This window comes from Ancylobacter sp. TW_SC_1 (assembly GCF_056836805.1).
Window position 1 is genome coordinate 2,455,514 of sequence record NZ_CM166365.1, and the last position, 24,305, is coordinate 2,479,818.

The following is a 24,305-nucleotide window of genomic DNA, read 5'->3' on the forward strand; positions in this document are numbered from 1 at the left end:
CAGGACGGGGACGGATCGGGCATGCGGGACAAGGGGCGGCGACGGGGCAGCTGGAGGCGCTGGGTCCTGGGGCTCGGCGGCGGCGTTCTGCTGACGGTCGGCCTCTATGCCGGCTGGGCCTATGCGACCGGCAATGTGCACACCGTCGTCGCCGGCGAACTCTACCGCTCGGCCACGCTTTCTCCCTCCCGGCTGAGAGACGTGATCGAGAGCCGGGGCATCCGCACCATCGTCAATCTGCGCGGGCGGGCCGAGCGCAGCGACTGGTATCGCGAGGAGGCCCGCATCGCCAGCGGGGCAGGCGTCCGGCTGATCGACCTGCGTTGGTCGGCACGCCGCGAGCTGACCGATGAAGAGGTGGCGACCTTCTTCGAGGTGCTGGCGGATGCGCCGCGCCCGATCCTGATCCATTGCCTCTCGGGTGCCGACCGTACCGGCCTCGCCGCCGCGCTCTATCTCGCGCAGATCAAGAAGGCGAGCGAGATGAGTGCCGAAATGCAGCTTTCGCCGCTGTTCGGCCATATCGGGCTGCCCTTCGCGCCGTTCTACGCGATGGACACCACGTTCGAGCGGCTGGAACCGAGCCTGGGTTATCCCGACAGCTGACCGCGATCCGCTCAGCTCACCCGTGGCAGGCGCAGCCGCGGAATCTCGATGGCGGGGCAGCGGTTCATGATGACCGCGATGCCGGCGGCCTCGGCGCGAGCCGCCGCTGCATCATCACGCACGCCGAGCTGGCCCCAGATCAGCCCGGGTCGGGGCGAGAGAGCGAGGATCTCCCCGACCACGGAATCGAGATGTTCGGGCGCACGGAACACGTCGACCATGTCGACGGGCTCCGGCACGTCCGCGAGGCTCGCATAGGTCGGCAGGCCGGCGATGTCGCGCCCGGCCTGGCCGGGATTGATGGCGAACACCCGGTAGCCGTGCAAGGCGAGGAAGCGGGCGACGCCATGGCTGGGCCGCTCGGGCTTCGGGCTGGCGCCGACCACGGCGATGGTGCGGACCTTGCCGAGCCAGTCGGCGATGAAGGCGTCGTCATAATGGTCGTGGTTCATCTCGGCTCCCTGCGCTGGCGCGCGCCGCGTGGCGGCGCCTTGTCATATGGTGTCCGGCAGGGCGCAGCGAAGACCGGCGCTGCGGCCGGTTTGGCTTGCGGGATGCCGATTTCAAGGGGTTAGAATGGGGTATTAAAATACCGATTTTCTAAATCATTGATTTGTCGATGGAATTTGGCCTATTGCAACATTGACGTTGCGCGGGGTCTCGGCTAGAAGCCCCGTCACGAGAGACGTGCGGGTACTCCGCACCCTTGCATATGGAAATCCTCATGAAGACCTTCTCGGCAAAACCCGCCGACATCGTAAAGAAGTGGGTCGTGATCGACGCTTCCGGCCTCGTGGTCGGTCGTCTTGCGACCATCATCGCTACCCGCCTCAAGGGCAAGCACAAGCCGATCTACACCCCGCACGTCGATTGCGGCGACAACGTCGTCGTCATCAATGCCGAGAAGGTCGTGCTGACCGGTCGCAAGCGCGACGACAAGGTCTACTACCACCACACCGGCTTCCCGGGCGGCATCAAGGAGCGGACGGCCAAGTTCGTCCTCGAGGGCCGGTTCCCCGAGCGCGTGGTAGAGAAGGCCGTCGAGCGCATGCTGGCGCGTGGCCCGCTCGGCCGCAAGCTGATGGGCAATCTGCGCGTCTACAAGGGTGCCAGCCACCCGCACGAGGCTCAGCAGCCGGAAGCGCTCGACGTCGCCGCGCTCAACCGCAAGAATGTGGGGATCTGATCATGGCTGAGCTCATCCAGTCGCTCGACGGGCTCGAGGCCCTGAAGACCCAGGCCGCCGACGCGCCCAAGCACGTCCAGAAGCTCGACAAGTTCGGCCGCGCCTATGCCACCGGCAAGCGCAAGAACGCGGTTGCCCGCGTGTGGGTGCGTCCCGGCACCGGCAAGATCCTGGTCAACGAGCGCGATATCGAGACCTACTTCGCCCGTCCGGTGCTGCGCCTCATCATCCAGCAGCCCTTCACCACGGCGGCCCGTACCGGCCAGTATGACGTGGTGTGCACGGTCTCCGGCGGCGGTCTCTCCGGCCAGGCCGGCGCGCTGCGCCATGGCATCTCCCGCGCGCTCACCTATTACGAGCCCGAGCTGCGCGGCCCGCTGAAGAAGGGCGGCTTCCTGACCCGCGACTCGCGCGTGGTCGAGCGCAAGAAGTACGGCAAGGCCAAGGCCCGCCGCAGCTTCCAGTTCTCGAAGCGCTGATCGTTTTTCGACGTCGACGTTGCGAAGGGCGGGCCTCGGGCCCGCCCTTTTCGTTTGTGTGCCCCTTTTTACTTGGGGACGGGCGCAGTTTGGCCGATAGTCGCTGCGACGATTTTTTCGGCAGCAGACAACGGTTCGCTCGAACTTCTCATGTTGCTTGATCCCTGGACACTGTGGCTGGTGGTTCTGTTCGTCGGCTTCCTGCTGGCCGGGTCGATGTTCTTCGCCTGGGTGCTGACGCCCGATGAAAAGGCGCTCGGCTACTGGGGAGCATTTGCCGGCCTGCTGGTGGGGGGCGTTTCCGGCGGCATGGCACGCGGCCATATTCCAGACGTCGTCTCCATCGAGCTGGCCAATGGCGCGGTGCTGGTCGCCTATGGCGCGTTGTGGGTTGGCCTGCGCTGCTTCGACCGGCGCCGCGCGCGCGTCGTCTATCTGCTCGCCGCACCCGCATTGTGGGTGCTGCTGTGCCAGTTGCCGCTGTTCCGCGACTCGGTCGGCAACCGGGTGGTGCTGGTCTCGCTGCTCATCAGCGTGCTGGTCGCGCTGGCGCTGTACCAGGCATGGCGGGGCTGGGTCGTGCCCTCGCGCCCGCGCCTTGCCGTGTTCGTGCTGCTGCTTCTGGTGCTGGTGCTGAATCTGGCGCGCATCCCGCTGGCGCCGACCCAGGTGTCCGGCAATCAGCTGGTCACCTTTACCGACCCGAGCACCGCCGTCACGGGCATCGTGGCGCTCGGCGTCGCCATGTTCATGAACTTCGCGTTCGTCCTTCTGGTACGCGAGCGCACCGAGCAGCTGCACCGCAGTGCCGCGCGTTCGGACGAGCTGACGGGGCTGCTCAACCGGCGCGGCTTTGTCGAGCTTGCGATGCGGCATTGCCGGGACGCGGGACCGATCGCTCTGATGATCCTCGATCTCGATCACTTCAAGCAGGTGAACGACCATTTCGGTCACGCCGCCGGTGACCGCGTGCTGCAGATCTTCGCCGAGGTGCTGCGGGTTAATCTGCGGCAGGCCGATATCGTCGCGCGCATCGGCGGCGAGGAGTTCGCCGTGCTGCTGCCCGGAGCGGCCGAGCCGACGGCGCGGCAGGCGGCGGAGCGCGTCCGGGAGGCCTTCCGCACGGTGATCGGACAGGTGAGATTCGACGACCGGCCGATGACGTGCTCGTCCAGTATCGGCATGGTCTGCGGCTCCTTCGCCGATGCCGATGGCGGAACGCCGCGCGCCCGGCTCGACGCGCTGATGACGCAGGCGGATGCGGCGCTGTACGCGGCGAAGGCCATGGGCCGCAACCGCTTGGAGGTCACGGCACTCCCCGCGGCCGCGGAGCAGCGTGCCGTGGCCTCGGGCGGGCGGCGTGAGGGATAGCGCGCAACGTGCATCTTTTCCTTTGCCTCGCCGTCGGTAATAGTGAACTCCCTTGGCGCATCGTTGCAGCACCCTTGCCCCCGCATGAGCCTTGATCCGTTGACCCTGTGGTCGGTCGTCCTGCTGGTCGGGCTGATGCTGTCGGCTGCCATGATTCTGGTCTGGCTGATGACGCCGGAAGAGCCGGCCTTGGTGTATTGGGCGAGCTTCCCCGCGCTTCTCGCGACTGGCATCGCCGGTGCCATGGCGCGCGGACTGGTGCCAGATTTCGTGTCGGTGGAACTCGCCAACACGGTGATTCTGCTGGGCTATGGGCTGGTCTGGACGGGCCTGCGCGTCTTCGACCGGCGCCGCGCGCAGCTCGGCTATGTGGTGATTGTTCCGCTGGTGTGGATCCTGCTCTGCCAGTTCCCGATGTTCCGGGATTCCATCTTCAACCGGATCATCCTGCTCTCGCTCACCGCCTGCGGGCTCATGATCCTGTGCCTCTCCGAGCTCTGGCGCGGCTGGGCGGAGCCCTCGCGCATGCGCGGCGTCGTGATCGGGCTGATGACGGCGTCAATGGGAATGTCCCTGCTGCGCATTCCGTTCGCCGGCGGGCTCGCCGACGGCAACAGGCTGGCACTGTTCACCAACCCGCATTTCGTCTGGATCGGCCTCGTGGCGATGCTGATCATGATCCTGGTGGCCTTCGCGCTGGTGCTGATGGTGCGCGAGCGGGTCGAGATGGCCTATCGCAGCGCTGCCGAGCGCGATGTTCTGACAGGGATCCTCAATCGCCGCGGCTTCATGAAGCAGGCCACGCCGGTCTGCCAGAAGGGCGGGACGGTGGGGCTGATGATCTTCGATCTCGACCGCTTCAAGCTGATCAACGACCGGTTCGGCCATGCCGCCGGCGATCGCGTGCTCGTGGTGTTCGCCGAGGCGCTGCGCCTCGATCTCGCGCCGGGCGACGTGGCCGGCCGGATCGGCGGCGAGGAGTTCGTGGCGCTGCTGCCGGGCGTTCGGCCCAATGTGGCGCGGCAGGCGGCCGAGCGCATACAGCGCAGCTTCCGCGACGGGCTCGAGCGGCTGGAACTGGGGGGCGGCTCGGCGGAGTGCTCCGTGAGCATCGGGCTGGCGATCGGCGACCTCGCCGCCTCGCGCACGCCGGAGGAAGCCGAAGCGGAGCTGGTGCGCGTGATGGCGAAGGCGGACGGGGTGCTCTACGAGGCGAAGTTCAAGGGGCGCAACCGCATCGAGACGGTCTGGTTCGGCGCCGGTGCTGCCCCGGCGGCCTGAAGGGCAGGGAGCGGCAACGAAAAAGGGGCGCCGGTGAGGCGCCCCTTTCCGTCTGTCGCTGACGGGTCGGTCAGATCGAGTAGTACATCTCGAACTCGACCGGGTGCGGGGTCATTTCGAAACGCATCACCTCGGCCATCTTCAGTTCGATATAGGCGTTGATGAAGTCGTCCTCGAACACGCCGCCCTTCTTGAGGAACTCGCGATCCTTGTCGAGCGACGCCAGCGCCTCGCGCAGCGAGCCGCAGACGGTCGGGATCTTCTTGAGCTCCTTGGGCGGGAGATCGTAAAGGTCCTTGTCCATCGCCGGGCCGGGATCGATCTTGTTCAGGATGCCGTCGAGGCCGGCCATGAGCAGCGCGGCGAAGGCGAGATAGGGGTTCGCGCCGGGGTCCGGGAAGCGGGTCTCGACGCGCTTCGCCTTGGGCGAGGTGGTGTAGGGGATGCGGCAAGACGCCGAGCGGTTGCGCGCCGAATAGGCGAGCAGGACCGGCGCCTCATAGCCCGGGACCAGACGCTTATAGGAGTTGGTCAGCGGGTTGGTGAAGGCGTTCAGCGCCTTGGCGTGCTTGATGATGCCGCCGATGTACCACAGGCATTCCTGGCTGAGGTCGGCATACTTGTTGCCGGCGAACAGCGGCTTGCCGCCCTTCCAGATCGACTGGTGCACATGCATGCCCGAACCATTGTCGCCGAAGACCGGCTTGGGCATGAAGGTGGCGGTCTTGCCGTAGACGTTGGCGACCTGGTGGATGCAGTACTTGTAGACCTGCAGGTGGTCGGCCATCGTCACCAGCGTGTCGAACTTCAGGCCGAGCTCGTGCTGGGCCGAAGCGACCTCGTGGTGATGCTTCTCGACCTTGGCGCCCATGCGGGCCATGGCCGCGAGCATTTCGCCGCGCAGATCCTGACAGCTGTCGACCGGGGGAACCGGGAAATAACCGCCCTTGGTGCGCACGCGGTGGCCGAGGTTGCCGCCTTCATATTCGGTATCGCCATTGGTCGGCAGTTCGACCGAATCGAGCTTGAAGCCGGTGTTGTAGGGCTCTGCCGAGAAGCGCACGTCGTCGAAGATGAAGAACTCGGCCTCGGGGCCGATATAGACCGTGTCGCCGATGCCGGTGGACTTCAGATAGGCCTCGGCCTTCTTGGCCATGCCGCGCGGGTCGCGGCCATAGGGCTCGCCCGTGGTCGGCTCCAGCACGTCGCACACCACGACGAGCGTGGTCTCGGCGAAGAACGGGTCGATGCAGACGGAATCGAGGTCGGGCTGCAGGTGCATGTCGGATTCGTTGATGGCCTTCCATCCCGCGATGGAAGAACCGTCGAACGCCTGCCCTTCGGCGAAGAAGTCCTCGTCGACCATCGAAATGTCGAAGGTCACATGCTGCCACTTGCCGCGGGGATCGGTGAAGCGCAGGTCGACGTATTTGACGTCGTTGTCCTTTATTAGCTTCAGTACATCCTTGGCCGTCGTCATATTGTTCGTACCTCTTCTGATACTGCCGTCTTTTGCAGGGCAGATGAATCCCAAGCGGGTGGTCAACGACGATACGCGCCGCACCCGTCAGGGTGCGGCGCGCTCGGTATGCGCGACCATACTACGCTGGCTATCAGATGGCGTCGACGCCCGACTCGCCGGTACGAATGCGGATGGCCTCTTCGATGTTGGACACGAAGATCTTGCCGTCGCCGATCCGGCCCGTCTGGGCGGCGCGGCGGATGGCGTCGATCGCCGTTTCCACCGTTTCGTCGGCGACCACGATCTCGATCTTCACCTTGGGCAGGAAATCGACGACGTATTCCGCGCCGCGATACAGTTCCGTGTGACCCTTCTGCCGGCCGAAGCCCTTGGCTTCCGTGACGGTGATGCCCTGCAGGCCGACTTCCTGCAGCGCCTCCTTCACCTCGTCCAGCTTGAAGGGCTTAATGATGGCCTCAATCTTCTTCATCTGATCTCGTCTCCCTGACTCGACGATCCGCGACGCCCGGCCGAGTCGGGTCGCGAAGAAGCAGAACCCATGCCAAGCACTTCACCGTCTCCAAAACGCGTGGATATCACAACATCGCACGGGCGAAAGAGCGAGGCCAAACGTCATTATCCCGGACAATGAACAAGAATTAATCTCTGTGATGATTATTTGATCAGGTATTATGAGAGGGTGTGCCGGATGGCTGCATCAAAAATAGGCAGATGCCGCCGAATTCTGCGTCGACCTCGTGATTCTCGCGCTCTCGCGCCGATTCCGCCTAAGCTGGCCGGAGATCGTTCTTGCCCCGCTGCGACCGCGGCGAGGGCCTGTGCAGGGTGCATCGCATGGAGCTTCTGACCCCCGACGAGATGGGCCGCGCCGACGCGTTCACGATCGCCGCCGGTGTCCCCGGCACAGTGCTCATGGAACGGGCGGGATGCGCGGTCGCGCGGGTGGCGGCCGAGGCGGCGCCGGTCGGCTCGCGTGTCCTCGTGCTGTGCGGGCCGGGTAATAATGGCGGCGACGGCTTCGTCGCCGCGCGGCTGCTGGCCGGCGCCGGCTACCGGGTGCGGCTGGCGCTGCTCGGCGCGCGCGAGCGGCTGCGGGGTGATGCCGCGATCATGGCCGGGCGCTGGCGGGGGCCGGTGGAGGCCGCTGCAGGGGCGGAGCTGGAGCGGGTCGACCTGATCGTCGACGCGCTGTTCGGCGCCGGCCTTGCGCGCGACCTCGACGGCGAGGCCCGCGCGCTGGTCGAACGCGTCAATGCCAGCGGTCTGCCGGTGGTGGCGGTGGACCTGCCGTCCGGCATCGACGGGGCGACCGGCGCGGTCCGTGGCGCCGCCATCCGGGCGCGCTGGAGCGTCACTTTCTTCCGGCCGAAGCCGGGGCATCTGCTGCTGCCCGGCCGGCTGCATGGCGGGCGGCTGAGCGTCGCCGCGATCGGCATCCTTCCAGAGGCGCTGGGCGCCATAGCGCCGCGGGCCTTCGAGAACCTGCCGGATCTCTGGAGTGGTCACTTTCCCGTGCCCCGGCCGGAAGGCCACAAATATACGCGCGGCCATCTCGTCGCCGTTTCCGGCCCGGTGCAGGCCACGGGTGCCACCCGGCTCGCGGCGCGCGCGGCGCTCAGGGCCGGGGCGGGGCTGGTGACGGTCGCCTGCCCGGCGCTGGCGCTGCCGATCCACGCCGCGAATCTCTCGGCCGTCATGGTCCGGCCGGTGGAGGACGCGGCCGGTCTGGCGCGTCTGCTGGCCGACCGGCGCTTGTCGACGCTCGTGCTCGGTCCCGGCCTTGGGGTTGGGCAGGGCGCCCGCGACCGGCTGGTCGCCTGCCACGACCGGCGGCTGGTGCTCGACGCCGACCTGCTCACCTCCTTCAAGGGCGACGTCGACATGCTGGCCGGTCTCATCAAGGCGTCGCCGGCCGTCGTTGCGACGCCGCATGACGGCGAGTTCGCGCGGCTGTTCGAGGGCTGCCCACAGGTGCTGGAGGCGCCCTCCAAGCTGGAGCGGGCGCGCGCGGGCGCCGCCCGGCTGGGCGCGACGCTGCTGCTCAAGGGGCCGGATACCGTGGTCGCTAGCCCCGATGGGCGCGCGGCGGTCGCGGCGAACGCGCCGCCCTGGCTGGCGACGGCGGGGGCGGGAGACGTGCTGTCGGGAATCACCGGCGGGCTGCTCGCCCAGGGCATGCCACCCTTCGAGGCCGCCGCCGCCGCCGTCTGGCTGCACGGCGAGGCGGCGCGGGAGGCCGGGCCGGGACTTGTCGCCGACGATCTCGTCGACGCTCTGCGCCCGGTCTATCGGCGGCTCTACACCGCTCTCGGTGCCCCCGTCTAACCGCCCCGGACGCGCCGGGCGACACGCATGGAGGTGTCGGGCGGAGCCGGGAAGGGCGCGTGCGCGGGCGTATTTAAGGGCTGGCGCAGCGGCATGACCGTGCTATAAGCCCGCACCCGGCTGGCGGCACCTTCTCGGGTGTGCGTCCGTGTGCCATCGCGACGTCGAGAATGTGACATCGCAGGCGGCAGGCGCGTCGCGGGCGTGGCGGAACTGGTAGACGCGCTGGATTTAGGTTCCAGTGGCGAGAGTCGTGGGGGTTCGAGTCCCTCCGCCCGCACCAGGCCTTCCCTTGTCCGGTGCCGCCTTCCGACCCATTTGCACCGAGCGAGGCTCACGGCGCTCACGCGTCGTGCTCGCACACAGATAATTCGAGAGCTCGCGCAAGCGGCAAACAAGACGAAGGCCGATTGAAAATGCAGGTCACCGAACTCCTCGCCGAAGGTCTCAAGCGCGAATATCGCGTGGTGCTGCCGGCCGCCGAACTGGACGCCAAGGCCAATGCCCGCCTGAGCGAGCTCAAGGACAAGGTCCGTCTCAACGGCTTCCGCCCCGGCAAGGTGCCCGTCGCGCACCTCAAGCGCATGTACGGCAAGTCGGTGCTGGCCGAGGTGATCGACCAGGCGGTGAACGAGGCGAACAGCAAGATCGTCGAGGATAACGGCTTCAAGCTGGCCATGCAGCCGAAGGTCGATCTGCCGCAGGACGAAGCGGCGGTGAACGAGGTCATCGAGGGCAAGGCCGACCTGTCCTACACCGTGAACCTCGAAGTGCTGCCGGCGATCGAACTCGGCGACTTCAAGAGCATCAGCCTCGACAAGCCGGTCCTCGCCGTCGCCGAGGCCGAGGTCGAGGAGACCGTCAAGCGGATCGCCGACGCCAACCGCCCCTACGCCGCCAAGCCGGAAGGCACCGCCGAGAACGGCGACCGCGTCACCATCTCCTTCGTCGGCTCGATCGACGGCGAGAAGTTCGAGGGCGGTTCGGGCGAGGACATTCCGCTCGTGCTCGGCTCCAACAGCTTCATCCCCGGCTTCGAGGACCAGCTCGTCGGCATCAAGGAAGACGAGACCCGCACGGTCACCGTCACCTTCCCCGAGGCCTATCAGGCCGCGCATCTGGCCGGCAAGGAAGCCTCGTTCGAGGTGACGGCGAAGATGATCGAGGCGCCGACCGAGATGGAAGTCGGCGACGAGTTCGCCAAGACGCTTGGCATGGACAGCCTCGAGGCGCTGAAGGAGCAGGTGAAGGGCCGCATCGCCCAGGAGCACAACGCGCAGAGCCGCAACAAGGCCAAGCGCCGCCTGCTCGACGCACTCGACAAGATGCACCAGTTCGATGTGCCCCCGACCCTCGCCCAGCAGGAATTCGACGGCATCTGGGGTTCCGTGACCTCCGAGATGGAGACGCAGAAGCGCAGCTTCGCCGACGAGGGCACCACCGAGGAGGAGGCCCGCGCCGACTACCAGAAGATCGCCGCGCGCCGCGTGCGCCTCGGCCTGGTCCTTGCGGAAATCGGTGAGAAGAACAACATCCAGGTGACCGACGACGAAGTCACCCGCGCCGTCGTCGAGCGTGCCCGCCAGTTCCCCGGGCAGGAACAGCAGGTCTGGGAATTCTACCGCAAGAACGCCCAGGCGCTCGCGAGCCTTCGCGCGCCGATCTTCGAGGAGAAGGTCGTCGACTTCCTGCTCGAACTCGCCAAGGTGAACGAAGTCCCCGTCTCGCGCGAGGAACTCTACGCCGAGGACGAGGAAGACAAGGCCGCCTGAGGCCAACGGTCGTCGCGGGGCCGCGCGTAAGCGCGGCTCCGCTGTCCGCGGCTTAATGGCCTTGCGGGCTGGTAGGGACGCGCTTTCCCTTTATTGTGGGGTTGGATGGATTCGCGGGCGGCGCAGGTGGGCCGGACCGCTGAGGACAAGAATATGCGTGACCCGATTGATACTTACATGAATTACCTGGTCCCGATGGTGGTCGAACAGACCAACCGGGGCGAGCGGTCCTACGACATTTATTCGCGGCTCCTGAAGGAGCGCATCATTTTCCTGACCGGGCCGGTCGAGGACGGCATGGCGACCCTCATGGTCGCGCAGCTCCTGTTCCTCGAAGCGGAGAACCCGAAGAAGGAAATCTCGATGTACATCAACTCCCCGGGCGGAGTGGTGACGTCGGGCCTCGCCATCTACGACACCATGCAGTTCATCAAGCCGGCGGTGTCGACGCTGTGCATCGGCCAGGCGGCCTCGATGGGCTCGCTGCTGCTGACGGCCGGCGAGAAGGGCATGCGCTTCGCCCTGCCGAACGCGCGAATCATGGTGCACCAGCCCTCGGGCGGCTATCAGGGCCAGGTGACGGACATCCTCATTCACGCCAAGGAGGTCGAGAGCCTCAAGCGGCGGCTGAACGAGATTTACGTCAAGCACACCGGCCAGCCGCTGCAGGCGGTGGAAGACGCGCTGGAGCGCGACAACTTCCTGACCGCCGATACGGCCAAGTCCTTTGGACTTATCGACAATGTGATCGACAAGCGCCCCGATGAGGCTCCGGCCAAGGCCTGACGGGCCTTGCAGCCGTGTTTCCGAAGCCACGCCGGCTTCCTATATTGAGGCGCAGGTCCGCGGTGAAATGAAGCGCGGACTTGCATGCATCGCGGTATCGCGCTTGCATGACATCAGGATGAAGTGTCGCCTGGAGGTGTGACGGGGCATGAGGGGGCAGGGCCCCATCCGCGCTAAGTCGGGGATGGTTCGATTGCCTTCTTGATCGTGTCGCTTCTAGCGTGTTGGCTAGATCGAACGGTTGGACCCTTAAGTCGCTTCCTTTTGACGGCCTTTTTGAGCCGTCGCGTTTCTCCCCCCTTGGAGGCCCGCGGCGGCCTGCGGGACTGGGGCGGTTCCGGGCGATGCCTGGACCGCCGAGCGGACGGAGAGACGCATGAGCAAGGTTGGCGGCGGCGACAGCAAGAATACTCTTTATTGCTCGTTCTGCGGCAAGAGCCAGCACGAGGTCCGCAAGCTGATTGCGGGACCTACCGTGTTCATCTGCGATGAATGCGTCGAGCTGTGCATGGACATCATCCGCGAGGAGAATAAATCCTCGCTGGTGAAGTCGCGCGACGGCATTCCGACCCCGAAGGAGATCTGCAAGGTCCTGGACGATTATGTGATCGGCCAGTTCCATGCCAAGCGCGTCCTCTCGGTGGCGGTGCACAATCACTACAAGCGCCTGAACCACGCGACGAAGCATGCCGGCGATGTCGAGCTGGCCAAGTCCAACATCATGCTGATCGGGCCGACGGGCTCGGGCAAGACGCTGCTCGCGCAGACGCTCGCCCGCATCCTCGACGTGCCCTTCACCATGGCGGACGCGACCACGCTGACCGAAGCGGGCTATGTCGGCGAGGATGTGGAGAACATCATCCTCAAGCTGCTGCAGTCGGCCGACTACAATGTCGAGCGGGCGCAGCGCGGCATCGTCTACATCGACGAGATCGACAAGATCAGCCGCAAATCCGACAACCCCTCCATCACGCGCGACGTGTCGGGCGAGGGCGTGCAGCAGGCGCTGCTGAAGATCATGGAAGGCACGGTCGCCTCCGTGCCGCCGCAGGGCGGGCGCAAGCATCCCCAGCAGGAGTTCCTGCAGGTGGACACGACCAACATCCTGTTCATCTGCGGCGGCGCCTTCGCCGGCCTCGACAAGATCATCTCCTCGCGCGGCAAGGGCACCTCGATCGGCTTCGGCGCCGTCGTCTCGGCGCCCGAGGACCGCAAGCCGGGCGAGGTGTTCCGCGAGGTCGAGCCGGAAGATCTGCTGAAGTACGGGCTGATCCCGGAGTTCATCGGCCGTCTGCCGGTCATCGCCACCCTCGGCGATCTCGACGAGGCCGCGCTGAAGCAGATCCTCTCCGAGCCGAAGAACGCGCTGGTGAAGCAGTATCAGCGCCTGTTCGAGATGGAGAATGTCGAGCTGACCATCCATGAGGAGGCGCTGGGCGCCATCGCCCGCAAGGCCATCGAGCGCAAGACGGGCGCGCGCGGCCTGCGCTCGATCATGGAAGGCATCCTGCTCGATACGATGTTCGATCTGCCCGGCCTCGAAGGGGTCGAGGAGGTCGTCATCAGCAAGGAGGTCGTCGAGCAGAATGCGCGCCCGCTCTACATCTACGCGGACCGCGCGGCTGGCGATGCGGGCGCGAGTGCCTGAGGAACCGGCGGTGGGCAGGGCCGGGCCTGTGTGCCCGGCCAGTGGGGCGGCAGGCTCCCTTGACGGGGGCGTGCGGCGTCGCCATCTCAGCCTCAACCACCGGTCCTCGACCGCATCGACGTGCCTAGCGCGCCTCACGCGGCCTCCGCACAGAGATCAACGTTCGCGTTCCGGCCGCATTGCGGCACGGTTCCGCTCCGCGACGCATGTCGCCGGGGAACGGCGCCTGCCGTCAACAGAAAGGAAAGAGCCATGACGAGCCCCAAGCCTCGCACCGCGCTCACCCCGGGGGTCGCGCAGACCTTCCCGGTTCTTCCGTTGCGCGACATCGTCGTCTTCCCGCACATGATCGTGCCCCTGTTCGTCGGCCGTGAGAAATCCATCCGCGCCCTCGAAGAGGTGATGCGGAACGACACCTACATCCTGCTGGCGACCCAGGAGAACGCGTCCGACGACGATCCGGCGACCAGCTCGATCTACAAGATCGGCACGCTCGCCTCGGTGCTGCAGCTCCTCAAGCTGCCGGACGGCACGGTGAAGGTGCTGGTCGAGGGCATCTCGCGCGCCAAGGTCAGCCACTACACCGACCGCGCCGACCTCTATGAGGCCGAGGCGTCGGCGCTGGAGGAGGAACTGGGCTCGAAGGTCGAGGCCGAGGCCCTCGGCCGTTCGGTGCTGGCCGAGTTCGACAGCTATGTGAAGCTGAACAAGAAGGTCTCGCCGGAAGTCGTCGGCGTCGTGACCCAGATCGAGGACCACTCGAAGCTGGCCGACACGGTAGCTTCGCATCTCGCGGTCAAGATCCCCGAGAAGCAGGCGGTGCTGGAAATCCTCAAGGTCACCACGCGCCTTGAGAAGGTCCTCTCGCTGATGGAAAGCGAAATCTCGGTCCTTCAGGTCGAGAAGCGCATCCGCACGCGCGTCAAGCGCCAGATGGAGAAGACCCAGCGCGAGTACTATCTCAACGAGCAGATGAAGGCGATCCAGAAGGAGCTGGGCGACGGCGAGGACGGCCGCGACGAGCTGGCCGAGCTGGAAGAGCGCATCAAGACCGTCAAGCTGAGCAAGGAAGCCCGCGAGAAGGCGACGCACGAGCTGAAGAAGCTCCGCCAGATGTCGCCGATGTCGGCCGAGGCGACCGTGGTCCGCAACTATCTCGACTGGCTGCTGTCGATCCCGTGGAGCAACCGGAGCAAGGTCAAGAAGGACCTTCCCTACGCCCAGAACGTGCTCGACACGGATCATTTCGGTCTCGACAAGGTCAAGGACCGCATCGTCGAATATCTCGCGGTGCAGAGCCGGCAGAACAAGCTGACGGGTCCGATCCTGTGCCTCGTCGGGCCGCCGGGTGTCGGCAAGACCTCGCTCGCCAAGTCGATCGCCAAGGCGACCGGGCGCGAATATGTGCGCGTCGCCCTCGGCGGCGTGCGCGACGAGGCCGAGATCCGCGGCCATCGCCGCACCTATATCGGCTCGATGCCCGGCAAGGTCATCCAGTCGATGCGCAAGGCGAAGAAGTCCAACCCGCTCTTCCTGCTCGACGAGATCGACAAGATGGGCGCGGACTTCCGTGGCGACCCGTCCTCGGCGCTGCTCGAGGTTCTCGATCCCGAGCAGAACCACACCTTCAACGATCACTATCTGGAGGTCGATTACGACCTCTCGAGCGTGATGTTCGTGACGACGGCGAACACGCTGAACATCCCGCCGGCCCTTCTGGACCGCATGGAGGTGATCCGCATCGCCGGCTACACGGAGGACGAGAAGGTCGAGATCGCGCGCAAGCATCTGATCCCGGCCACGCTGGCCAAGCACGGCCTGCAGCCGAAGGAATGGTCGATCGACAATGAGGCGCTGCTCACCCTGGTCCGCCGCTATACGCGGGAAGCGGGCGTGCGCAACCTCGAGCGTGAGATTTCCAACCTCGCCCGTAAGGCGGTGAAGGACCTCATGCTGACCAAGAAGAAGTCGATCAAGGTGACGGTCAAGCAGCTCGAGGAGTATCTCGGGGCGCCGCGGTTCCGCTACGGCGAAGCCGAGAGCGAGGACCAGGTCGGCGTCGTCACCGGCCTCGCCTGGACCGAGGTCGGCGGCGAGATCCTGACGATCGAAGGCGTCATGATGCCCGGCAAGGGCAAAATGACGGTCACCGGCAATCTGCGTGACGTGATGAAGGAATCGATCTCGGCGGCGGCCTCCTATGTCCGCTCGCGCGCGCTCGATTTCGGCATCGAGCCGCCGCTGTTCGACCGCCGCGACATCCACGTCCACGTTCCCGAGGGGGCGACCCCGAAGGACGGTCCGTCGGCCGGCGTGGCCATGGCGACGGTGCTCACCTCGGTGCTGACCGGCATTCCGATCCGCCGCGACGTCGCCATGACCGGCGAGATCACGCTGCGCGGCCGGGTGCTGCCGATCGGCGGCCTCAAGGAGAAGCTGCTGGCGGCCCTGCGGGCCGGCATCAAGAAGGTGCTGATCCCCGACGAGAACGCCAAGGATCTCGCCGAGATCCCGGACAATGTGAAGAACGCGCTGGAGATCGTGCCGGTCTCGCGGATGGACGAGGTGCTGCACCACGCCCTGACGCGCCAGCCGGAGCCCATCGTCTGGGAGGAGAAGATCCCCGCGGCCACCGGGGTCGAACCGGTGATCGCCCGCGACGAGGTCGAGGTCGGCGGGCTCGCCGCGCACTGAGCCGCCCGCTTTCGCGAGCCTTGAACGAAATGGAGCGGCGGTGTCCTTCGGGGCGCCGCCGCTTTCTTTTTCCCTTGTGCCGGCCCCACCGGAAGGCGTCGTCGCGAACGGGCCGTCGGGTGGAACGAAGGGTCGTATCCGCCCAAATTGCAGGCGGCATTATTTCTGTCATTATTGCGGTTAACAGATACCTCTGAACGCATCGAAGTCGTGTATTTGTACGGGTTTCTCGATGGGGGCGCTTGCAATCGCCGCAATTTGGAGAAAGGGTGCCCGCCCGTCGTCGGTGCATGCGATCGACGATTCTTGTGCAATCAAGGGAAGGACCGGTCAGATGACCACGAAGAACGAACTCGTCGCCGCCGTGGCCGAACAGGCCAAGCTGACGAAGGCCGCTGCCGCGGCTGCGGTCGACGCGACCTTCGACGCTATTGCCGCCTCTCTGAAGGCTGGCGAGGAAGTGAAGCTCATCGGCTTCGGCAGCTTCTCCGTCGTGACGCGCGCCGCGCGCGAAGGCCGCAATCCGCGCACTGGCAATCCGGTCAAGATTGAAGCCTCGAAGGCTCCGAAGTTCACGCCCGGCAAGGGCCTGAAGGAAACCGTCAACGGTTGATCCTTCCGCGCTGGATGGGGCGCGCCCCCCGGATCAGAAGGTCCGGGGCGTGGCGTGGCACCAGCGGCGCATCTCCGCCGGCGAGTGCCGGAGGATGGCTGCCCGGCTCGCAAGGCCGGGCTGCCACCGGCTCCGCAACATGTCGTGCGGGGAGTTCGCTGCATCGCCGGAGCTTCCCCCATGCGGGGACTTGCCGCGTCGCCCGGCGAATGCTTAAAGGCCGCCAGCCGGATCTGACCGGGGCGGGCCGCGACAGGCGAGAGCGCGCCGGTCACATCAGTCTGGCCATACATCGGATGGGTTCGCCTCGCTGCGAGGAGCGGCGGATTTGGGCGGGCGGTTAGCTCAGTTGGTAGAGCATCTCGTTTACACCGAGAGGGTCGGCGGTTCGAGCCCGTCACCGCCCACCACCCGATGATGCCCGCCAGGTTCAGCGCTTGGCGGCGCCGTCAGTCTTGCGCCACCACGATCCGATCCCGGCCCTGCTTCTTGGCCTGATAGAGTGCGCGGTCGGCGGCGTCGATCAGGTACTGGTAGTCGGGATGGCCGTCATAGCTCGCCAGTCCGATCGAGGCGGTGACGGCCAGCGGCCGGGTGTCCGGCAGCTCGATCCTGTGCGCCGCGAGCTGGCGCCGGATGCGCTCGGCGACTACCAGCGCCTCGTCCCCGGGCGTCTCGCACAACAGGACAAGGAACTCCTCACCACCGTAGCGGAACACGAAGTCGCTGGCGCGCACCGCGCTCATCAGCAATTCGGCCACGTTGCCGAGCACGATGTCGCCGATGGAATGGCCGAATTCGTCGTTCACCTGCTTGAAGTGGTCGACGTCGATCATCATCAGCGTGAGCGGCGACTGCGAGGCCTTGGCGATGTTGATCTCGCGCCCGAGCACCGACGGCAGGAACCGCCGGTTGAGCGTGCGGGTGAGGCTGTCGCGCCCGCCCTCGCTTCCCGCCGCGGCCTGGAACAGCTCGTTCAGCAGGAACTTGATCTCGTCGATCCTCTGCTGGAACCCGGCGATGGCTTGCGACATCTGGGCCGGCCCCTGCGCCTGCGCGAGGCGGATGCGCGGCAGGATCGTCCCGTCCATCGTGCCGACCAGCAATTCAAGGCTCGCAAGCGCCGGCGCGCCCTGGAAGACGACGCCTGCGCGGTGCCGCAGCCACAGCCCGAAGGTGGAGCCCGACAGCGTGTCGAGCGGCGCGTCGGCACTGCCGAAGAGCCCGAAGAGCACGGACTGGCTCCATTCCATCAGCGCGGCGCGCTGGCTCTCGCGTTCGAGGCTGACGTCCTGGCCGAGCCAGAACTGGCGGAACGCCTCGTCGATCTGCGCGCGCTTCGCCATGCCGGCGACATAGGCCTGGCTCATGCGACGCATCGCGTAGTCGATCATCTCGTCGAACAGGATGATCGCCGAAGCGACCTCATGGACGTCGAGCCCACGTTCGGGGATCTTCGCGGCGACACCGCATTTCAGCAGGCTCGCGCCCTCCAGGACGAGATAGATGGGTATCTTGAGGCGGGCATGGATCTCGCCGATGCGGGTCTGGCGCGCGTCGAAGGCGGCCACGTCTTCCGCGAAGCTGAAACGGCTCAGGTCGTCCAACCAGTCGCGTAGCGAGTGGCTCAGGCGCTCATGCACCACCGAATGGCTGAGAAAGCTGGAAGCCTCGGGATGCTTCAGCAGGGTACTGTAGAAATGACCGACGAGTGTGTCGATATTCTCCAGCACGACGGTGCGTATCGTATCGCGCGCACGCTCCCTCATGTCGCTTGGTAGCGCCGTCCAATAGGGGAGGTTCGAGGCGTCCGGGGTGGTCAATTGTCTTCTCGCGCGTTTCCATAGGCTCTCGGGCCGGTCGCTGATGGCCATGCACGGCCGCCCGAGGTCGTCTGCCGGCTATCGGCCCAACTGGCGGGTCCGCCGCAACTTCCGCTCCCGCCCCGCGATCGGTCGCGGCCGGTCGCCTCGGGCGACGCCCTTTTAGCCGAAATGCCCGACGAAAGGGTAACTCTCTACGCTCCGTGGATAACGGGGCTGCCATGCGGGGCAGCCATGCGCGGCGGCCCTCGGGAGATATCCCTGTTGGCCGCGGGCGTTCGGGCGGCTAGAAGACGCGCGGCGGAGGCGCAGGCGTTTCGCGCCGCCGGATTCACCCGCCACCTCGCCTTGCCGGATGCTGATGCCGTGAAACTTGTCCTGTTCGATTGCGACGGAACGCTGGTGGACAGCCAGCATGTGATCGTCGCCGCCATGAGCCGGGCGTTCGACCGCGCCGGCATCGCCCTGCCGCCGCGCCAGGCGGTGCTCGGCATTGTCGGCCTGTCTCTGGTCGAGGCGATGCGGACACTCGGCGACGACGACCCTCTTTTCCCGGCGGAGCGGCTGGCCGATCTCTACCGCGAGGCGTTCCGCGAGCTGCGCATGGAGCCGGGCTTCGTGGAGCCGATGTTCCCCGGCATGCGCGGCCTTCTGGACGGTCTTGCCGCCCGCGAGGACGTTCTGCTTGGCATCGCCACCGGCAAGTCGCAGCGCGGGGTGGCCGCGGTCCTCGGCCATCACGGTCTCGAGGGCCGCTTCGTCACCATCCAGACGGCCGACGACGCACCGTCCAAGCCGCACCCGGCGATGGTGCTGCAGGCCATGGAGGCGACCGGCGTCGAGCCGATCGACACGGTGCTGATCGGCGACACCAGCTTCGACATGGTGATGGCGCGCGCCGCCGGCGCCCGCGCCATCGGCGTCACCTGGGGCTATCACCACAGCGATGTGCTCCGGCAGTCCGGCGCGGAGCGTCTGGTATCGGATGCCGACGATCTGCTTAGGGCGATCGACGAGGTGTGGGAGCGGGTGCCATGAGCGAGGCGGAAAAGGATGCGCCGCTGCAGCCGGGCCTCCCTCCGGGGGGCGGTGAACGCAAGCTGCCCAAGCGCTTCTACAAGGCCGCCGAGGCCAATGTCGCCGAGGAGGGCCTGTTCCGCATCGAGCTCGACGGGCGTCCGGTGCGAACACCCGGCCGCAACCTCGTCGCCGTGCCCAGCCGGCTCCTCGCCGAGGCGCTGGCCGAGGAGTGGCGCGGGCAGGGCACGTTGATCGACCCGACGAGCATGCCGATGACCCGGCTGGTAAATTCCGCGCTCGACGGCGTCGCCGCCGCGATGGACGACGTGGGCGGGGAGATCGTGCGTTACGCCGGCAGCGATTTGCTCTGCTACCGCGCTGACGCGCCCGACAGGCTTGTCGCCCTGCAGGGTGAATTGTGGGACCCGCTGCTCGACTGGGCGCGCGCGACCTTCGGAACCGTGTTCATGCTGAGCGAGGGCGTGCGCTATGTCGACCAGCCGCCGCGCACGCTGGAGAGCATCGCGGCGGCGCTTCCGTCCGATCCGCTGCGGCTTGCCGCGCTCAACCTGATGACGACGCTGAGCGGCTCTGCGGTGATCGCGCTTGCGGTCGCGCGGGGCCGCCTCACGGCGGAGGAGGGCTGGCGCGCCGCCCATGCCGACGAAGAGGTGCAGGAGCAGCTCTGGGGCACCGACGCCGAGGCGCTGGCGCGGCGGGCGACGCGGTTCCGCGACTTCGCCGCCGCTGCCCGGTTCTTCACCCTGCTGAGCGACTGACCGGCGGCCTCACGCCGCCGGCCGCAGCAGGTGCAGCGTTGCCAGCGCGATCATCCGCTCCTCGTCGGTCGGTATGATGAGGACATGCGGACTGGTCTCGTCGGCATCGATCCAGGTCTCGCCGGCGGCGTTCGCCGCCTCGTCGAGCGCGACGCCGAGCAGGCCGAGCCGCGCGCAGACGCGGGCGCGCACCTCGGGCGCGTGCTCGCCGATGCCGGCGGTGAAGACCAGCGCGTCCAGCCCGCCCAGCGACACGGCGAGCTGCGCCACCGCCTGCGCGACATGCAGCGTGAAATAGTCCACCGCCATCACGGCGGCGGGCTCCCGGCTGGCGAGAAGCTCGCGCATGTCGTTGCTGATGCCGGAAAGGCCGCGCAGGCCGCTGTCGTGATAGAGCATGTGGCCGACCTCCGCCGCGCTCATGCCCTTCTGCTCGATGAGGTGCAGCACCACGCCGGGGTCGAGCGCGCCGCAGCGCGTGCCCATCGGCAGGCCGTCCAGCGCGGTGAAGCCCATGGTGCTTTCCATGCTGCGCCCGTCGAGGAGGCCGCAGGCCGAGGCGCCCGAACCCAGATGCGCGATGACCACCCGCCCGCGCGCCAGTTCCGGCGCCAGCTCGCGCAGCGCGCCCGAGACATACTCGTAGGACAGGCCGTGGAAGCCGTAGCGGCGGACGCCGTCCTCGTAGAGGTCGTTCGGCAGGGCGAAGCGGTCGGCGATTTCCGGGTGGCCGCGGTGGAAGGCGGTGTCGAAGCAGGCCACCTGCGGCAGGTCCGGCCGGCGCTCGCGGATGACGCGGATCGGATCGAGATTGGTGAGTTGGTGCAGCGGAGCGAGCGGGATGAAGCTCTCCAGCGTGCGCAGCACCTCATCGTTCACGAGTTCCGGGTGCGAATAATGCGGGCCGCCATGCACGACGCGGTGGCCGACGCCGATCAACCCGAATTCCGCGAGATGGGGCATCACCCATTCGCTGATCGCGTGCTGGGCCTGAGAGGCTTGGGCGATCGCCTCCGGTGCAAAGTTCTGGTCGACGAGGACCCTGCCGGTGTCGTCCTTCGCGTGAAGGCGCGGCCGGGTGGCGATGCCGTCGAGGGCGCCGCCGAGCACCAGCGCCACGTCGCGGCCGACAACGCGGTAGAGCTTGAACTTGATGCTGGACGAACCGGCGTTGACGACGAAGATGGCTTCGTTCACCGCTCAGCCCCCAAGGCCAGGCTGGCGCATCCGCGCCTGCGCGTAGAGCACCGCCACCGCGCAGGAGGCGAGACGGGTCTTGAGCGTGTCGGCCCGGCTGGTGAGGATCACCGGCACGCGGGCGCCGAGCACGATGCCGGCCGCGTCGGCGCCGGCCATGAAGGTGAGATTCTTGGCTAGCATGTTGCCGGCTTCGAGATCGGGCGCGACGAGAATCTGCGCCCGGCCGGCGACCGGCGAGACGATGCCCTTGATGCGCGCGGCTTCCGGCGAGATGGCGTTGTCGAGCGCCAGCGGTCCGTCGAGATCGCCGCCGGTGATCTGGCCGCGATCAGCCATCTTGCACAAAGCGGCAGCTTCGATGGTGCTGGGAATCGAGGTGGTGACGGTCTCCACCGCCGAGAGGATGGCGACGCGCGGCCGCCCGAGCCCGAGCCCGATATGCAGGTCGATGGCGTTCTGCACGATGTCGCGCTTGGCGTCGAGGTCGGGAAAGATGTTGACCGCGGCGTCGGTAATGAACAGCGGTTCGGCATAGCTCGGCACGTCCATGACGAAGACGTGGCTGACACGCCGCCCGGTGCGCAGGCCGGTGTCGCGGGCGGTGACGGCGCCGAGCAGTTCGTCGCTGTGCAGGCTGCCCTTCATCAGCAGGGCGGCGCGCCCCTCGCGCACCAGTTCGACGGCCTTGGCGGCGGAGGCGACGCTGTGCGGCGTGTCGATGATCTCGATGCCGGTCAGGTCCAGCCCTTCGGCGTCGGCCACCGCGCGGATGCGGGCAATGGGGCCGACGAGGATCGGGATGATGAACCCGGCCTTCGCCGCATCGAGCGCCCCCTCCAGCGCGGAGGCATCGCAGGGATGCGCCACGGCGGTCGCGAGCGGCTCGACCTCGCCGGCGCGCGCCATGAGGTGCTCGTAATTGCCGTGGCCGCGCACGGGCCCGGTGGCGGTGTCCATGTCCTCGTCTCCGCGTTCTCGTCTTCTCGCCGCCATCGACGGCGCCGCAGTCTCGCAGGCGCTGTTGGCGACAGCACGACACAGATCGCCGTCCGGCGCCAGCGTCCTTGACTTCGCGCAAGGAGGCGGAAACCGGCATCGGGGCGAGCTTTGTGGAGGGGGCGGAGGAAACAAGACCGTCTGAGCGGCCCGCTGCGTCGGCAAGATGTTACCAGAAAATCCAGGTGCTGAAATATCGGCGGCGAGGCGACGGGTCTCGTCCGATTCCGCAGGTGCGAAACGTCTCTGGAGGCACGCAGTCCACAGGGGCGTCTTTCTTTGATCTAAACGCGGGTTACCTCATTAAACTGTTTTGCCGTTGGGGCATTCCAACTAATGTCATAGGGACTCGCGGCCTCGGTTGACGACTGAGGTGCCAGGGTCTTTTGCGGATAGGCAGCCGAACACTGGAGGCGTCGCGGAGGCGCGGCGTCGCGGCAGATGGCGGGATGTGACGGGGGACGAGCATGAGAACATTCGGTACGGCGCTGGCGGGCGCCGCGCTTTTACTATCGGTTGCCGCAACGTCGGCAAAGGCGGAGTCGCTTGAGGTCTTCGCCTGCGTGCCGGAATGGGCGTCGCTGGTGAAGGCGATCGGCGGCGACAGGCTCGCCAACGTCACGCTCGCCACCTCGGCGCTCGACAACCCCGAGAGCATGAAGCCGACCCCCGGCCTCATCGCCTCGCTCGGCAAGGCGCGACCTCATCGTCTGCACCGGCGCCGGGCTCGAGGACACCTGGCTTCCGGCCATGCTTGAGCGCGCCGGCTACACCAAGGTCGCCAAGGGCAAGCCCGGCTACTTCATGGCCAGCGACTACGTGAAGCTGATCGAGGACGAAGCGGACGAGCACGACCACGGCCATGGCGAGAAGAAGGGCGGCGACGGCCACATGCACGAGGCCGGAAACCCGCATATTCAGGGCGACCCGAACAATGTCCGCCTCGTCGCCGGCCAGCTTGCCAAGCGCCTGATCGCGCTCGATCCGGAGGGCAAGGATGGCTACACCGAGCGCGCCAAGGCCTTCATCAACCAGCTCACCGCCCTGACCAAGGAACTGCAGGCCAAGGCCAAGCCGCTGAAGGGCATCGACATCGCCGTCCAGCACGGTCATTCGGTCTATCTGCTCAAGTGGCTCGGCGTGCACACAGAGGCGACCATCGAGCCCGAGCCGGGCGTCGCCCCGGGGCCGGCGCATCTGACCGAGATCATCGAGAACGTGCCGAAGCACAAGATCCGCTTCATCGTCTACGCGCCGTATGAAGATCCGGGCCCGTCGCGCTACGTCTCCGAAAGGGCGAAGATTCCGCTGGTGAAGCTGCCCTTCACCGTCGGCGGCACGCCGGAGGCGAACGACCTGTTCGGCCTGTACAAGGACTCCGTTGATCGGCTGCTGGACGGATTGGCGGGTCGTGAGCGCACTTAGCCTCGATATTCTCGGCCCCGCCCTCGTGGCGGGGCTGCTCATTCTTGCCACGCACGTGCCGCTAGGCACGATCGTCCTCAACCGCGGCATCATCTTCATCGACATCGCGCTGGCGCAGGTCGCCGCACTCGGCGTGGTGTTCGGTAATCTGGTGCTGGGCGCCACCACCGGCTGGGCGGTGCAGCTCAGCGCGGTCGGCGCGGCTGTGGGCTGCTCGCTGCTGCTGACCTGGACCGACAAGCGTTTCCCGGCGATCCAGGAGGCGATCATCGGCGTGCTCTACATTGTCGCCGCGGCGCTGCAGATCGTGCTGCTGTCCTACAGCCCCAACGGCTCCGAATATCTCAAGCAGCTGCTGGTCGGGCAGATCCTGTGGGTCTCCCAGACCCAGCTGGTCGTGCTGGGCCTGCTGTCGGTAGGGGCGCTGGCGCTGTGGACGCTGCGCGACCTGGTGAAGGAGCGGATCCTGTTCTACGGCGTCTTCGCGGTGATGATCACCGCCTCGGTGCAGATCGTCGGGGTGCTGCTGGTCTTCGCCTCGCTGATCGTGCCGGCGCTGGCGACGCTGCACGCGCCGCGCCGCTGGCGGCTGATGATCGCCTTCAACATCGGCACGGTGGGCTATGTGCTCGGGCTGGTCGGCTCGGCGGTACTCGACATCTCGACCGGCGCCGCCATCGTCTGCGCGCTGGTGTGCGTCGCGATCGCCGCCGCCATGGTGATCTCGCGGCTGTCCGACGAACCGCTGGCGATCCCGTCGCATCACGCCGGCCACGGCGGCACGGCGCCCGCCAGCGACGGCGCGGGCTAAGGGAAAG

The 24,305-nt window shown here is 66.9% G+C and carries 22 protein-coding genes and 2 tRNA genes; 18 read left to right on the forward strand and 6 right to left on the reverse strand.

The features are described from left to right. The first annotated feature begins 21 nt into the window (after positions 1–21). Positions 22–606: a tyrosine-protein phosphatase gene (locus AC1PZ7_RS11300; RefSeq protein ID WP_482355331.1), complete on the forward strand. Its 585-nt coding sequence runs from the start codon at positions 22–24 to the stop codon at positions 604–606. Between the two features lie 11 nt (positions 607–617). Here AC1PZ7_RS11300 and AC1PZ7_RS11305 read toward each other — a convergent pair whose 3' ends face one another. After that, entirely contained in the window at positions 618–1,058 is a 441-nt protein-coding gene (locus tag AC1PZ7_RS11305) for a CoA-binding protein (RefSeq protein ID WP_482355332.1), read from the reverse strand. A 272-nt stretch (positions 1,059–1,330) separates the two neighbouring features. On the opposite strand from AC1PZ7_RS11305, the gene rplM reads away from it, so the two are divergent. From rplM to AC1PZ7_RS11325, 4 genes are all read left to right on the forward strand, one after another. Then, complete coding sequence (rplM, locus tag AC1PZ7_RS11310; protein ID WP_482355333.1) at positions 1,331–1,792, forward strand: 50S ribosomal protein L13; 462 nt, start codon at positions 1,331–1,333, stop codon at positions 1,790–1,792. Between the two features lie 2 nt (positions 1,793–1,794). Next, positions 1,795–2,271, forward strand: a complete 477-nt coding sequence (gene rpsI / locus AC1PZ7_RS11315; RefSeq protein WP_482355334.1) for a 30S ribosomal protein S9 — start codon at positions 1,795–1,797, stop codon at positions 2,269–2,271. A 150-nt stretch (positions 2,272–2,421) separates the two neighbouring features. Beyond that, positions 2,422–3,642 (forward strand): GGDEF domain-containing protein, encoded by a 1,221-nt coding sequence (locus AC1PZ7_RS11320; protein ID WP_482355335.1) that lies wholly within the window; start codon positions 2,422–2,424, stop codon positions 3,640–3,642. Between the two features lie 84 nt (positions 3,643–3,726). Continuing rightward, complete coding sequence (locus AC1PZ7_RS11325) at positions 3,727–4,923, forward strand: GGDEF domain-containing protein (protein ID WP_482355336.1); 1,197 nt, start codon at positions 3,727–3,729, stop codon at positions 4,921–4,923. A gap of 70 nt (positions 4,924–4,993) precedes the next feature. On the opposite strand, the gene glnA is transcribed toward AC1PZ7_RS11325, so the two are convergent. Together glnA and AC1PZ7_RS11335 are read right to left on the reverse strand one after the other, a co-directional pair. Then, positions 4,994–6,403 carry a type I glutamate--ammonia ligase gene (glnA, locus tag AC1PZ7_RS11330; RefSeq protein WP_482355337.1) on the reverse strand — a complete coding sequence of 470 codons (1,410 nt, stop codon included), beginning with the start codon at positions 6,401–6,403 and terminating at the stop codon, positions 4,994–4,996. 133 nt (positions 6,404–6,536) lie between these two features. Then, positions 6,537–6,875, reverse strand: a complete 339-nt coding sequence (locus AC1PZ7_RS11335) for a P-II family nitrogen regulator (protein WP_213372002.1) — start codon at positions 6,873–6,875, stop codon at positions 6,537–6,539. Positions 6,876–7,240: 365 nt separating this feature from the next. Here AC1PZ7_RS11335 and AC1PZ7_RS11340 point away from each other — a divergent pair, with 365 nt between their 5' ends. The 8 genes from AC1PZ7_RS11340 to AC1PZ7_RS11375 all read left to right on the forward strand — a co-directional run bounded on the left by AC1PZ7_RS11340 (position 7,241) and on the right by AC1PZ7_RS11375 (position 16,654). Beyond that, positions 7,241–8,731, forward strand: a complete 1,491-nt coding sequence (locus AC1PZ7_RS11340; RefSeq protein WP_482359621.1) for an NAD(P)H-hydrate dehydratase — start codon at positions 7,241–7,243, stop codon at positions 8,729–8,731. 198 nt (positions 8,732–8,929) lie between these two features. Next, positions 8,930–9,014, forward strand: a tRNA-Leu gene (locus AC1PZ7_RS11345). Positions 9,015–9,147: 133 nt separating this feature from the next. Next, complete coding sequence (gene tig / locus AC1PZ7_RS11350) at positions 9,148–10,503, forward strand: trigger factor (protein ID WP_482355338.1); 1,356 nt, start codon at positions 9,148–9,150, stop codon at positions 10,501–10,503. Positions 10,504–10,656: 153 nt separating this feature from the next. Then, on the forward strand, positions 10,657–11,289 hold the full coding sequence (locus tag AC1PZ7_RS11355; RefSeq protein WP_482355339.1) for an ATP-dependent Clp protease proteolytic subunit: 633 nt from the start codon (positions 10,657–10,659) through the stop codon (positions 11,287–11,289). Positions 11,290–11,665: 376 nt separating this feature from the next. Beyond that, entirely contained in the window at positions 11,666–12,937 is a 1,272-nt protein-coding gene (gene clpX / locus AC1PZ7_RS11360) for an ATP-dependent Clp protease ATP-binding subunit ClpX (RefSeq protein WP_482355340.1), read from the forward strand. Between the two features lie 252 nt (positions 12,938–13,189). Beyond that, positions 13,190–15,631 (forward strand): endopeptidase La, encoded by a 2,442-nt coding sequence (lon, locus tag AC1PZ7_RS11365; RefSeq protein ID WP_482355341.1) that lies wholly within the window; start codon positions 13,190–13,192, stop codon positions 15,629–15,631. 334 nt (positions 15,632–15,965) lie between these two features. Beyond that, complete coding sequence (locus AC1PZ7_RS11370; RefSeq protein ID WP_018386927.1) at positions 15,966–16,244, forward strand: HU family DNA-binding protein; 279 nt, start codon at positions 15,966–15,968, stop codon at positions 16,242–16,244. 334 nt (positions 16,245–16,578) lie between these two features. Then, positions 16,579–16,654: transfer RNA gene (locus tag AC1PZ7_RS11375), tRNA-Val, on the forward strand. A 39-nt stretch (positions 16,655–16,693) separates the two neighbouring features. Here AC1PZ7_RS11375 and AC1PZ7_RS11380 read toward each other — a convergent pair. Beyond that, on the reverse strand, positions 16,694–18,067 hold the full coding sequence (locus tag AC1PZ7_RS11380; protein WP_482355342.1) for a GGDEF domain-containing protein: 1,374 nt from the start codon (positions 18,065–18,067) through the stop codon (positions 16,694–16,696). A 366-nt stretch (positions 18,068–18,433) separates the two neighbouring features. On the opposite strand from AC1PZ7_RS11380, the gene AC1PZ7_RS11385 reads away from it, so the two are divergent. Both AC1PZ7_RS11385 and AC1PZ7_RS11390 read left to right on the forward strand, forming a co-directional pair. After that, complete coding sequence (locus AC1PZ7_RS11385) at positions 18,434–19,105, forward strand: HAD-IA family hydrolase (protein WP_482355343.1); 672 nt, start codon at positions 18,434–18,436, stop codon at positions 19,103–19,105. Then, positions 19,102–19,866: an ATP12 family chaperone protein gene (locus tag AC1PZ7_RS11390; protein ID WP_482355344.1), complete on the forward strand. Its 765-nt coding sequence runs from the start codon at positions 19,102–19,104 to the stop codon at positions 19,864–19,866. Before AC1PZ7_RS11385 ends, AC1PZ7_RS11390 begins: the two co-directional genes overlap by 4 nt. 9 nt (positions 19,867–19,875) lie before the next feature. On the opposite strand, the gene AC1PZ7_RS11395 is transcribed toward AC1PZ7_RS11390, so the two are convergent. Together AC1PZ7_RS11395 and AC1PZ7_RS11400 are read right to left on the reverse strand one after the other, a co-directional pair. After that, positions 19,876–21,063, reverse strand: coding sequence for an acetate/propionate family kinase (locus AC1PZ7_RS11395; protein WP_482355345.1), 1,188 nt, complete (start codon positions 21,061–21,063; stop codon positions 19,876–19,878). 3 nt (positions 21,064–21,066) lie between these two features. Then, positions 21,067–22,023: a phosphate acetyltransferase gene (locus AC1PZ7_RS11400; RefSeq protein ID WP_482355346.1), complete on the reverse strand. Its 957-nt coding sequence runs from the start codon at positions 22,021–22,023 to the stop codon at positions 21,067–21,069. A 506-nt stretch (positions 22,024–22,529) separates the two neighbouring features. Between AC1PZ7_RS11400 and AC1PZ7_RS11405 the strand changes: the two genes are divergently transcribed. From AC1PZ7_RS11405 to AC1PZ7_RS11415, 3 genes are read left to right on the forward strand one after another with little or no spacing between them, the layout of a single operon-like run. Continuing rightward, on the forward strand, positions 22,530–22,820 hold the full coding sequence (locus tag AC1PZ7_RS11405) for a hypothetical protein (RefSeq protein WP_482355347.1): 291 nt from the start codon (positions 22,530–22,532) through the stop codon (positions 22,818–22,820). Continuing rightward, complete coding sequence (locus tag AC1PZ7_RS11410; RefSeq protein ID WP_482355348.1) at positions 22,813–23,487, forward strand: metal ABC transporter substrate-binding protein; 675 nt, start codon at positions 22,813–22,815, stop codon at positions 23,485–23,487. Before AC1PZ7_RS11405 ends, AC1PZ7_RS11410 begins: the two co-directional genes overlap by 8 nt. Further along, a complete protein-coding gene (locus tag AC1PZ7_RS11415; RefSeq protein WP_482355349.1) occupies positions 23,474–24,298 on the forward strand; it encodes a metal ABC transporter permease in 825 nt (274 codons plus the stop codon). Before AC1PZ7_RS11410 ends, AC1PZ7_RS11415 begins: the two co-directional genes overlap by 14 nt. The last annotated feature ends 7 nt before the right edge of the window (positions 24,299–24,305 follow it).